At 68.0% G+C, this 11,053-nt stretch carries 10 protein-coding genes; 4 read left to right on the top strand and 6 right to left on the bottom strand.

The genetic code is table 11. The features are described 5' to 3' along the window. Positions 1–448: 448 nt before the first annotated feature. Both C8258_RS26905 and mftF read right to left on the bottom strand, forming a co-directional pair. Positions 449–1,822 (bottom strand): GAF domain-containing protein, encoded by a 1,374-nt coding sequence (locus C8258_RS26905; protein ID WP_063012891.1) that lies wholly within the window; start codon positions 1,820–1,822, stop codon positions 449–451. Between the two features lie 147 nt (positions 1,823–1,969). Continuing rightward, positions 1,970–3,367, bottom strand: coding sequence for a mycofactocin biosynthesis glycosyltransferase MftF (gene mftF, locus C8258_RS26900; RefSeq protein WP_106957551.1), 1,398 nt, complete (start codon positions 3,365–3,367; stop codon positions 1,970–1,972). Between the two features lie 373 nt (positions 3,368–3,740). Here mftF and mftR2 point away from each other — a divergent pair, with 373 nt between their 5' ends. Together mftR2 and C8258_RS26890 are read left to right on the top strand one after the other, a co-directional pair. Continuing rightward, the gene (gene mftR2 / locus C8258_RS26895) at positions 3,741–4,364 is read left to right on the top strand and encodes a mycofactocin system transcriptional regulator MftR2 (protein WP_051043258.1); all 624 of its coding nucleotides are present in this window, start codon (positions 3,741–3,743) and stop codon (positions 4,362–4,364) included. Positions 4,365–4,417: 53 nt separating this feature from the next. Beyond that, positions 4,418–5,479: a ferredoxin--NADP reductase gene (locus C8258_RS26890; protein WP_106957550.1), complete on the top strand. Its 1,062-nt coding sequence runs from the start codon at positions 4,418–4,420 to the stop codon at positions 5,477–5,479. Positions 5,480–5,528: 49 nt separating this feature from the next. Here C8258_RS26890 and C8258_RS26885 read toward each other — a convergent pair whose 3' ends face one another. The 4 genes from C8258_RS26885 to C8258_RS26870 all read right to left on the bottom strand — a co-directional run bounded on the left by C8258_RS26885 (position 5,529) and on the right by C8258_RS26870 (position 9,864). After that, a complete protein-coding gene (locus C8258_RS26885; protein WP_106957549.1) occupies positions 5,529–6,278 on the bottom strand; it encodes a DNA alkylation repair protein in 750 nt (249 codons plus the stop codon). A 134-nt stretch (positions 6,279–6,412) separates the two neighbouring features. Further along, the gene (locus C8258_RS26880; protein ID WP_146161345.1) at positions 6,413–7,342 is read right to left on the bottom strand and encodes a hypothetical protein; all 930 of its coding nucleotides are present in this window, start codon (positions 7,340–7,342) and stop codon (positions 6,413–6,415) included. Positions 7,343–7,801: 459 nt separating this feature from the next. Beyond that, positions 7,802–8,578: a glutamate racemase gene (locus C8258_RS26875; protein ID WP_106957547.1), complete on the bottom strand. Its 777-nt coding sequence runs from the start codon at positions 8,576–8,578 to the stop codon at positions 7,802–7,804. Positions 8,579–8,676: 98 nt separating this feature from the next. After that, positions 8,677–9,864 (bottom strand): NAD(P)/FAD-dependent oxidoreductase, encoded by a 1,188-nt coding sequence (locus C8258_RS26870; protein WP_106957546.1) that lies wholly within the window; start codon positions 9,862–9,864, stop codon positions 8,677–8,679. Between the two features lie 200 nt (positions 9,865–10,064). Between C8258_RS26870 and C8258_RS26865 the strand changes: the two genes are divergently transcribed. Both C8258_RS26865 and C8258_RS26860 read left to right on the top strand, forming a co-directional pair. Further along, positions 10,065–10,412, top strand: coding sequence for an SPW repeat protein (locus C8258_RS26865; RefSeq protein WP_106957545.1), 348 nt, complete (start codon positions 10,065–10,067; stop codon positions 10,410–10,412). Further along, positions 10,412–11,041, top strand: coding sequence for a TetR/AcrR family transcriptional regulator (locus C8258_RS26860; RefSeq protein ID WP_106957544.1), 630 nt, complete (start codon positions 10,412–10,414; stop codon positions 11,039–11,041). Before C8258_RS26865 ends, C8258_RS26860 begins: the two co-directional genes overlap by 1 nt. The last annotated feature ends 12 nt before the right edge of the window (positions 11,042–11,053 follow it).

Genomic DNA, 11,053 nt, shown 5'->3' with positions numbered 1-11,053 from the left:
CAGAGCCTCCTCGATTGACGAAATACCCAGCGACCGAACGCTTTTCGGGCAGCACGAAATAAGCCCCGGGCCCCGCGCGACGACGCGGACCCTGGCTTTGCCACGGTTGGTTCGGCGAATACACCTCACGCGATCGCGAAGGTGTGAAAGAGCGAAATGGTTTGTGTCTCAGTAATTTCGGTGAACCGGTGCGGTCACCAACTCATCCTCGAACTCGACTTCCTCCAACATCGCGGCCCCGAGCTCCCGCGGCCTCATCTCCTGCATCGGCCGGTGGCGACTTACGCCACCGATGCAGCGAACACTAGGCCGAAGACTAATAAAAAGGAACGAGATCCTTCAAAAAAACTCGGACTAGCGTCCAATTCGGTCGATATCCGGGCAGAGATGTGCCCGAAACCACACTGTGACCTGTTTGTGTGAGTCAGGACACTTTCAGACGCGGAGCCTACGAGCCGAAACGTTGCATCTGCGTTGCATCGGCGCCCATCCGCCGGTCGAGCACCCGAATTTTGGCCTCGATCTGGGCATACAGAGCGGAATCGCGATCCGCGGTGGCTCGATAGGCGACCCACGCGGCGGCATCGTCACGGCCCTCGGCGCCCGAGGTCCACCGGCTCAGCACGGCAGCGTCACCGGAACGTAACACCGCGGTCCGCAGCCGCACCCGCAATTCATCGCGGATGTCTATAACTCCGGGAGCGGTCGAACGGGGCAGCACCGGTCCGGTGTAATGGCGGACCGCACTGTGCACATCCCCCGAATCCAGCGCCGCGCGCAGCGCCTCCACGTCCGTGGACACCGGCACCCGCAACCGATACGGCCGCGAACCGAAGACGTCCGGGCCGACCACCGAGCGCAGCCGCGACATGGCGGCCCGGATGGTGGCGTTGTCGAGGTCGGTGTCGTCGAGCAGCAGCGCCAGATGATCGGCGGACAGACCTTCGGCATGTTCGGCCAGCAACAGCAGGATCTCGGCATGCCGCTGCGACAACGCGATACGCTCGCCGTCTACCGACAGCTGCGGCTGGCCCAGACCCAGCACCTCCAGCGCCAGCCGGCCGGCGGTCCGCGGCGGCGACGAATGATCCACGGGCGCACGACGATCCGCGCCGCGCTGTTCGGTGCGCACGGCCGCGAGCACCAGATCCATCTCCGCTGCGGTCGCGGCGGCCTTCACCAATGCCAGTATCTCCGGGCGGGCGACGCGCACGCCGCCGGCGATCATCAGCACGCCGACCAACCGGCCGTCCGGATCGTGGACGGGCGCGGCCGCTCCCGTGAGCTGATGCATCCGGTGCAGGAAATGTTCCGGGCCGTGGATCCAGGTGGCGCGGCCGGTACGAACCACCAGTCCGACCGCATTCGTACCGATGCGGCGTTCGGACAGGTCGTCGCCCTCGCGCAGGCCGACCTCGGCGGCGGCCTCGACCCGGTCGGGATTGCCGTGCACCGAGAGCACCCGGCCGAACTGGTCGGCGACGACCACGATCAGCCCGATGCCGGTGGCGTCCTGCAGCAGCAACTTGTCGACCAGTGGCATCACCGTGGCAATCGGATGGTTGTCGCGGTAGCGCTGCAGATCGGCACCGCGCAGGCCGCGGCCGTCGAGCACGTCCATGGGATCGACCCCGCCGCGCACACTGCGCAGCCAGGACTCCAGTACCAGCGGACGCAGCAATCCGGGCAGCTGATTGAGCTGATCGCCCCCGACACTGAGGTAACCGTGGGCCTGAGCGGCATAGGCTTCCAGCGCACCGAGCTGTGTCCCGGGTTCGACCCTGCCCTCGGGACGGTTATCGCCTGTGAGATTGCTGACCATTTGCCTTTCTTTCCCGTCCCACACTGTACCGGCGGGTCAGGAAGGGCATGGGCGAAGCATACGGTTTGTCCGACAGGTCACACCGGCGCCGGATCGCGACGAAATGTGAGGTAGACGGCATATCGGGGCCACATGTGACCCCGGCCATCAATGCCGCGGAACGGCCGGGCGCAGCGCGGCCACATTGCGCGCACGCAGCGCGCCCGACCAGAGGCCGGTTCCGTAGGCGAGGTCGTCGAGCCGCTTGCACATCAGATATCGCACCGGATCCAGGCCACCGGCATCGCGATGGGTGAACCAGTCGGCCAGTCCGTCGGCGAGCGCCAGCGCCACCGCGAGCCGGCGGATGCGCCGGGAGGCGATCATCGCCAGCACTGTCACCGGCCAGTAGTGCCGGCACAGGGCCGAGACGATCCGCCACACCCCGGCGGAGAAACCGCGGGCCAGGTGGATGGCCGCCACCCGCGTCGGATTGTCGAGTTCCGCGAACACCCGCCGCAGCCGGATCAGCGCGGCGAGCAGCGTGGCGAGCCCGCCCAGGATTCCGGCGCGCGACGCGGTGGCCAGCAGCGCGGTCGCGGCGATGGTCCAGAACGGCACGGACAGCGGAGCGACCATCCCGGCGTGGCGGCGGGCCAGCGGCGCCGCACTCGCACCGTGAGAGACCTTGCGGCCGAACCACTTACCGAACGAGGCCGGTTGATCGCAGGCGACGTGCGCGGCCGGCTCGTACCGCAACCGCCAGCCGGCGCGCTCGAGCCGCCAGCACAGATCGACATCGGCGGCCGAGCGCATCTGCTCGTCGAATCCCCCCTCGGCCAGCAGTGCGTGGCGCCGCACCAGCAGCGCCGCGCCCGGCGCGTACGACACCGAGCCGCGCGAGCTGACCGCGGTTTCCCGGCGGCCGAAATCCAGGGACGACCGCGCGCTCTCGTAGCGGCCCAGCACACTGGCGTCCGGCTCGCGCGCCACGATGCGCGGAGCGACCAGGGCGACCTCGGGATCGCTGAAATGTCCGAGCATCACCTCCAGCCAGCCCGCGCGCGGGACCACATCGGAATCCAGGAATGCGACGAATTCCGTTGTCGCCGCCCGCAGTCCGGCATTGCGCGCGGCGACCACGCCCTGCCGCGAATCGTGGCGCAGCACGGTGACGCGGCAACGTCCCCCGGTGCGCGGAATGCGGACGGGCCGGTCGGAACCGTCGTCCACGACCACCACACTGTGCCCGCGCAGGGTCGACAGCAGCCGCTGCAGCCCGGCGGCGTCGTTGCAGTGCGGCACCACGACCGTGACCTCTTCGGGCGAGGGCAGCAGGCGCGGACGCGGGTTGGCCACCCCGGAGTCGAGCAGCCGTCTGGCAACCACCGCGGACTGGGGATCCGTCACTTCGAGATACCCGTCACCGATCAGGGCGGCCGCTTCCGGAGCAAGTTTCAGCAACCTCGTCGGCGAGCCGCCGACCAAGAGCCGTCCACCGGAATAGGTGCGCACCCGAGGATCGATTCGCACCCCGAACCCGTTGGGCAGTCGATCATGGCGCATTCCAAGAATGCTATGCGCTAACCGCCCGCCGGGCATCCCGTGTCGAAAAAAACGGATCGAATTCGATACGAAACCGGCGGCAACGCACCGGCTCCGGCGTTGCGCGGGTGTCAATGACCATCGACGCTATGTAGCTATCTCACGGCAACATTCACTTCATGATCAACGAGATCCCGCGCGGGACGCGGTAGTTCATCTCCGGCTACTACCGCGTGACGTGCGCCGTCGCGGTGTGCGCCGATCTCCTCCACGTACCGGGCCGCCACCACGAACGCGCACTCTAGACTGCGGAAGGCAAGCACGTTGAACAGCAGATGACGGGTGGCCGTCGGGCGGGCTGCGCAGGTCTAGAGGTGGCATGGGAGTCGGACGGATGCAGACGAGCGGGGGCGGCAACACACTCTCGGAAGCCGAGATAGTCGAGGCCGCATTGCGTGTGGTGCGCGCCGACGGCGTGGAGAAGCTGTCGATGCGCCGGCTCTCCCGCGAACTCGGCGTTTCGCCGATGGCGCCCTACTACTACGTCGCCGACAAGCGCGAACTGCTGGATCTGGTGGCCAGCGCGGCCCTCACCGGAGTGCGGACTCCACCGCCGGAATTCGGCACCTGGCAGCAGCGCCTGCGCGAACTCATCGATCAGATCGACGAGAAGCTGCGTAAACACCCGGGCCTTGGCGATGTGCTGATCGAACAGACGCTGGGCAAACAGCTCGATCTGATCGCCGCTGTGATGGAAATCCTGTCCGATGCGGGGTTCGAGGATCGCAATGTGCTCGCCGCCTATGCCACCATTCACACGTATCTGTTCGGCCGCGCCCGGGTCAATCCGCGGGACCGATCCGCGCTGGTCGACATGCCGCTTCCCGAAGCCGTCGAGCGGGCCGTCAAGCACATGGGCGATCTGCGCGGCAAATACTCCTACGACTTCGGCATGGATGTGCTGATCGCGGGGCTCGAGGCCCAGCTTGTCCGGCAGCGGGACGGCCACGTATCATAAATTAGAACACGTTCTAGTTTACCTGCTCCAGTGCCCGGCCCCGAGAGGACACCATGACCACCGCCGATCCCGTCGTACCGCACAGCTCACGTTCGGCCGTGCTGCGGGTCGCCGCTGTCGTCAACGAGACGGCCGACGCCTGTTCGCTGGTCTTCGACGTGCCCGAAGATCTGCGCGAGCGCTTCGCCTATCAACCCGGCCAGTTCCTGACGCTGCGCATCCCGAGCGAGCGCACCGGTTCGGTCGCGCGCTGCTATTCGCTGGCCAGCTCGCCGCACACCGATGTCCAGCCGAAGGTCACCGTGAAGCGCACGATCGACGGATACGCGTCGAACTGGGTGTGCGACAACGTCAAAGCCGGTGACGAGATCGAGGTGCTGCCGCCCTCCGGCGTCTTCACACCGAAGGATCTGGACGAGGATCTGCTGCTGTTCGCGGCCGGCAGCGGTGTCACCCCGGTGATGTCGATCCTGAAATCGGCTCTGGCCCGCGGCAACGGCCGGATCGTGCTGGTCTACGCCAACCGCGATCCGGAATCGGTCATCTTCGCCGACGAACTGCGCGAACTCACCGACAAGAATCCGCAGCGGCTCGTGGTGGTGCACTGGCTGGAGACGCTGCAGGGGCTGCCGACCGCCGACGGACTGGCCGCGCTGTGCACCCCGTACACCGGTTTCCGCGCCTTCATGTGCGGGCCGAAGGCGTTCATGGACCGGGTGCACGACGCACTGGCCCAGCTGGAGGTGCCGCGCAACCGCACCCACGCCGAGGTCTTCAATTCGCTGTCCGGCGATCCGTTCGCCGCCGGCGCCCCGGTCGAGGTCAGCGAGGAGGACGCCGCCGACGCGGCCACCGTGGAGGTCGAACTCGACGGCGAAACCCATTCCATGCAGTGGCCGCGCCGCCAGACCCTGGTCGACATCATGCTCGCCAAGGGTCTGGACGTGCCGTACTCCTGCCAGGAGGGCGAATGCGGCTCCTGCGCCTGCACGGTGCTGGAAGGCAAAGTGGAGATGGACAATTCGGAGATTCTCGATCCGGAGGACATCGAAGCCGGATACATCCTCGGCTGCCAGGCGCATCCGGTCACCGATCATCTGAAGATCCAGTTCTGAGGACCGTCGCCGCCGTGGCCGACCTGCGGACCGGGCACGGCGGGCGGATCTACGGCGACTGCCGTTGCGCCCGATAGGCCGCGCGCGCCTCGGGTTCCAGATGTTCGGTGGCGTAACTCAACGCCGTGCGGCCCATATCGTGGGCACGTCGGTCCAGGAAATCGGTGAGCAGCGCGCGGTCCACCCGTTTGCCGACTTCCCGCAGCATCCAGCCGACCGCCTTCTGAATCAGGTCGCGCCGATCGTCGAGCAGCCGTTCACACAGGGCGAACGTGGTCGAGGCGTCGCCGGCCTTGATGAACGCGAAGGTCGTCAGCAGCGCGACCCGGCGTTCCCACAGCGAATCCGACCGGGCCAATTCGTCGAGCAGATCCCGCGGCCGTCCCAGTAACCACGGGCCCAGGATGTTCTCGGCCGATACGTCGACCAGATCCCAATTGTTCACGCGTCCGCCGCGCACCGCCGCCAGATACATGTCGACGATTTCCTGTTGTGCGGCACCGTCGTACGTTCGCGGTTTCCCCGCCTTCGCCATCGCATTGTTCGCGATCACCAGGGCCGCGAGCCGATGCTCGTGCACCACACTCCGCAAAAGTTCAGCTATCTCCGAAATCGGCAGGGCGGAAAATGCTTTCGCGACCTTGCGGGTCTGCGGCACGGGGACTCCGATGAAGACGTCGCCCTCACCGTAGTCCCCGGGTCCGGTTTTGAAGAACCGCCGTAACTCGACGGCGCGCTCGGGATCACCCAATTCATCCATGGCACGCGCGACATCGGCGGCGGTCGGCGCGGAGGTCATGCCCGAACTCCGCCGAAACGGCCGGGCGCCGCGAGCTGCTCACCGGGAAAATGCGCAACGGTCATGTACGGCAGTATCACTCACCGCGCCCCCGATTCCCGATGACAACGCGTCCGGCCGGCACGCGCCCGGGATCACTTGGCGAAGGTGCGCTCCGCCCGTGCCGGGGCGTGTGCGGACACCGCTCCCGCGGGGATGACGATGCGCCAGCTCGGTTGTTTGCGCACCGGGAACGGCGGGAGTTCGGCGGCGCTCGGTGCGGGCTCGTGCCGCTCGGCGGTGATATCCCCGAATTCGACGACGGGTGCCGGTGGTGCCGCTTCGATCGGCGCCGCGTGGGCAGCACTCGGCGCGAGTTGCCCTGCGGTCGGTGCCAGATGAGATGCGGCCGGTGCCAGGTCGGGTGCCGTCGGCTCCAGTTGCGGTGCTGCCGGTATCGGGTGGGGCGCAACGGGTGCCGCGGGCGGTGTGTACGTCCGTTGCTGGGTCCGTGCGGTCGGCGCCGAGAAGCGTGCGGCTTCGACGAGCGTGGTCATCGGCCGGGAGACGGTGCGGGCAACCGGGGTTTCGCGCAGATGGGTGGTCAGCAGGCATGCCGCCGCGCCGAATGCGGTGATTCCGGCGAGCATCGCGGCGATGTCGAGGTGGGCGCCCGCCAGCTGGTGCGCGGCGTGGGCACCACCGAAGAGACCGCGGAGGATGCCGGAGAAACTGCTGTCGTCCGCGACCGCCGCCCGCAGCTCGGCTTCCTTGTTGTCGAGGTACAGCACGTCCGCGAGAACGAACAGCGCCACGCCGCTCCCCGCGACCACGGCGGCGGTGGAGAAGATCGCGGCGCGGGTCCGCAGATATGCCGCCGCGGCGAAGATCGTCGCGAGGATAGCGACACAGGTCAGCACCGCCCAGGTGCCGCTGATATCGGTGTTGTGCAGACCTACGCCTCCCCAGTCCTGCTGGGATTCGGTGCCGGCCAGCCGGCCGAAGGCATCCGACCGGATCGCGCCACCCGGCCCGGAGGCAGACAACCAGGGCTGGAACATCAGAACGAGAGTCGTGGCACTCAACCCGGCACCGCACAGGTATCCCCACACCGGACGGCGATCACTCGGCTGCGTCGGTAGTGGGCGGTACGACGATGCGGTTTCGCCGGTTCCGGGATGAACATCGCTCCAAGGCGTTCGGGTAGCCATAACTCCGGGTCTGTCTGTTACCGATGCGCCGGCGCCGTGGCGGCCGGCCCGGTAGGGGTGGGTGCGGAAATGCGTCGACGACCGCGCTGTACGTCTGCGAGAACGACGGTAGAACCGCGCCCGGTCACGGACCACCAGACCTCCCACGAGTGGCTGGGGCGCAGGTCACAGCACCGCCTCCGATGCTGCGCCACAGCAGCGCGGAGCGGTCGAAAGAACATGTCCCGGAACAGGATTCGTTCAGCGCCACCGGCTTCGGCACGGCGCGGCCGACGGGAGACACGGGCGCAATCGTGACCGGTTCAACACGGTCCGCCCGGTGCCCTCGCGAGACTAGATGGGGCAGGCGCTATCGACCGCCCCGAGCACGCGGCCCGATTCGAAGGCCGCCGCACTCGCGGGCAGTTCACCGGCGCGGCCGCTGTTGTAGACGGTCACCGTGCTGGTCCCGGCGGTCGGCCGGCCCAGCGCGTCGATGCGCCGAAGTGTCTGGCCCGCAACGGCTTCCGCGCTGTCGAACAGCCGGACGCCGGGGGGCAGTGCGGCCACGATGGAATCGAGGACCAAGGGGTAGTGGGTGCAGCCCAGTACGACCGCCTCGGTTCCCGCGGGGGTCTGCTCGGCGGCGCGGGCGATGGCGTGTTCGACGGCCGGGAGATCCCCGCGGTCGATGGCGTCCGCGAGGCCGTGGCACGCCACACCCGTCACATCGGCCTCACCGCCGAAGCGGGCGATGAGATCGGCCTGGTAGCGGCTCGCGGTGGTGGCCGCGGTCGCCCACACGGCGACCGACGCGCAGGCCGCGGCGGCGGGTTTGATCGCGGGGACGGTGCCGATTACCGGCACCTCGGGCCCGACCTCGGCCCGCACCTGCTCGAGTGCGGTGACGCTGGCGGTATTGCACGGCAGCACAATGGCCTCCGCGCCGAGCCGCAACGAGCGGCGGGCCGCATCCAGCACCCGATCGATCACCCACTGCTCGGGTTTCGGACCCCACGGCGCACCATCCGGATCCAGTTGCAGCAGTAGATCGAGGTCGGGACGCAACTTGCGCAGCCACGCCCCGGTCGGCAACAACCCCAGTCCCGAATCGATGAGCGCAACGATCACGCAGCCACTGTATTAGCGTCGCCACGAACCCTTGCGCCCGACCGGGGTATCAGCCGAGTGGTGTTCCGCGCCCTTCGGCCCGCCCGGGGCCTGAGCGTTCAGCTCAGGGGTGCGGCGGACCGGGCGTTGGCGGCGAGTTCGGCGCGCATCTTCATCACCTGTGCGGTGCGTCCGCCACCGACCACGGCGGTCAGGACCCCGCCGTCGAAGTAGTGCGCCAGGAATTTGCGGCCGTCGTCTTCGATCACCCGGATCTCGTCGGCGCCCGCGGGAGTGCCGAGCACCTGGATCTTCAGGTCGTACTGGTCACTCCACACGTACGGCACCCGGGCGGCCGCGGGCACGTCACCGCCGAGCAGGGCGGTCGTCAGGAGTCTGGCCTGTTCACCGGCGTTGGTCCAGTGCTCCACACGCTTGTGCCGGCCGTTGTCGTGGCGCCATGCCGCGACGTCGCCGACCGCCCACACACCCTCGACCGAGGTACGCCCCACCTCGTCGGCGAGGACACCCCCACCGGCCTGCGGTTCCGCCAGCGGGATGCCGGATCCGGCCAGCCACTCCGTGATCGGCGCGGAGCCGACGCCGATGACGACCAGATCGGCGGCGACCGTACTGCCGTCGGCGAGCGTGGCCCCGGTAACCGCGCCGTCTTCGACCTGCAGTGAGCTCAGTCCGACACCGCAGCGCAGGTCCACGCCCTCGTCGCGGTGCATCCGACCCACCAGGCGTCCGACCGTCTCACCCAGGGCGGCGGCCAGCGGAGTGGGCTGCGGTTCCACCAGCACGACGTCGACGCCGCGGGAACGGAAGCTCGCCGCCAGCTCGCAGCCGATGAAGCCCGCGCCGACCACCAGCGCCCGCCGCGCGGTGGCCAGACCGTCGCGCAGTGCCGCCGCATCCTCGTGCCGGCGCAGGACGTGGACACCCGAGGCCTCGGGCAAACCCGGAATTCGCTTGGGACGCAGTCCTGTTGCGATGATCAACTGTCCGTACTCGAGCACGGAACCGTCGTCGAAGGTCACGGTGCGCGCCGCGGTGTCGACTCCGGTCGCGGCCAGTCCCAGTCGCAGCTCGATGTTCTTCTCGGCGAAGAATTCGGCCGGGCGCAGTGTCGTGTCCTCGGTCTCGCCGCGCACGAACTGCTTGGACAGCGGCGGCCGATCGTAGGGCAGGCGCTGTTCGTCACCGACGAGGATCAGTCCGCCCTCGTATCCGGCGCGGCGCAATTCCTCCGCGGTGCGCAGGCCCGCCAGACCGGCGCCGACGATCACGATCGGGGCTGTCATCGCCGCCCTCCTGGCTCGGTTCCCATTGCCGGCACGTATTGCTGCACCAATCCACCATAAACTAGAACACGTTCTAGATTGTCGTGACGGGCGCCATATCCGACACAAGTGTAGGAATTTTCCGCGCAGAGTGTTGATCGGGCGGTCAATCAGAGTTATACCGAGATCAGAACACAATTCCGCCCCTGAGGAGGCCCCCAATGCTCACCGAAAACCGCACCCTGAGTTTCGTGGCCGTGGCACTGGGCGTCTACACCGCCCTGTCCCCCATCTGGACCGACCACAGCAACCGCGCCATGTGGACCCTGATCGTGCTCGGCGTGCTGATCGCCCTGACCGGCCTGCTCCAGTTCACTCGCCCCGGAATCGCCACAACCGATTACGCCATGGGCCTGTTCGGCGTCCTGCTGTTCATTTCCCCGTGGGTGATGAACTACAGCTCCTTCAGCGCGGCGTCGTGGACGGCGTGGATCGTGGGCGTACTGACCGTCGTGGTGGCCCTCGCCGCCCTTCCGCAGGTATCGGCGCGGATGCATACTGCTCACTGATGCAGAGGCCCACACCCCATCGAGCGGGGCGTCGCCGCAGCCGGAAGGTCGACGGCGACGCCCGTGCTCTGATTCTGGATGCCGCCGAAAGCCTGTTCGCGGCACACGGATTCGACGCGACCGCGACGGCTGCCATAGCCGCCGCGGCCGGCGTTCCGAAGGGGCTGGTCTTCTACTACTTCCCCACCAAGGACTCGATCCTCTCGGCGCTGATGGCCGAGCGGGTTCCCGCGCATCCGATCGACGACATCGCCACGGTGGTCAGCCCCGGCGATCCGGCGACCAGCCTGGTGAACCTCGACGCGGCGCTGAATCTGCGCGACCACCACTCCTCGGTACTGCGCGTGATCATGTGGCGCGAGGCCGATACGCATCCGGATGTGCGAAAACAGGTGCGCCGCATGCGCGATCAACTCCTCGACATCACCGCCCGGGTACTGCAGGCGAGCGCACCCGGCCAGGTCCAGCCCGGAACTCTGCGCGCCTGCGCGGCCGCATGGGTGTCGGCCATGCTCACCATCGCGAGCACCGACCGGTTGCACGCACTCGACGGATTGACACTCGCCGGCGCCGAGGAGATCACGAACCTCTCCCGGGTCGTCGCGGCCGGTATGAGCAGCCTGGGCTGAGTCGGCGTCGCC

It is taken from the genome of Nocardia sp. MDA0666, assembly GCF_003023875.1.
Classification (GTDB): Bacteria; Actinomycetota; Actinomycetes; order Mycobacteriales; family Mycobacteriaceae; genus Nocardia; species Nocardia aobensis.
The sequence above is the reverse complement of the archived record's forward strand: the minus strand, read 5'-3'. Positions and strand labels throughout refer to the sequence as shown.

Bases quoted from the DNA above. Each gene is read 5' to 3' on its own strand.
- C8258_RS26905 (WP_063012891.1), bottom strand. From the start codon at position 1,822: ATGGTCAGCAATCTCACAGGCGATAACCGTCCCGAGGGCAGGGTCGAA.
- mftF (WP_106957551.1), bottom strand. From the start codon at position 3,367: ATGCGCCATGATCGACTGCCCAACGGGTTCGGGGTGCGAATCGATCCT.
- mftR2 (WP_051043258.1), top strand. From the start codon at position 3,741: ATGCAGACGAGCGGGGGCGGCAACACACTCTCGGAAGCCGAGATAGTC.
- C8258_RS26890 (WP_106957550.1), top strand. From the start codon at position 4,418: ATGACCACCGCCGATCCCGTCGTACCGCACAGCTCACGTTCGGCCGTG.
- C8258_RS26885 (WP_106957549.1), bottom strand. From the start codon at position 6,278: ATGACCTCCGCGCCGACCGCCGCCGATGTCGCGCGTGCCATGGATGAA.
- C8258_RS26870 (WP_106957546.1), bottom strand. From the start codon at position 9,864: ATGACAGCCCCGATCGTGATCGTCGGCGCCGGTCTGGCGGGCCTGCGC.
- C8258_RS26865 (WP_106957545.1), top strand. From the start codon at position 10,065: ATGCTCACCGAAAACCGCACCCTGAGTTTCGTGGCCGTGGCACTGGGC.
- C8258_RS26860 (WP_106957544.1), top strand. From the start codon at position 10,412: ATGCAGAGGCCCACACCCCATCGAGCGGGGCGTCGCCGCAGCCGGAAG.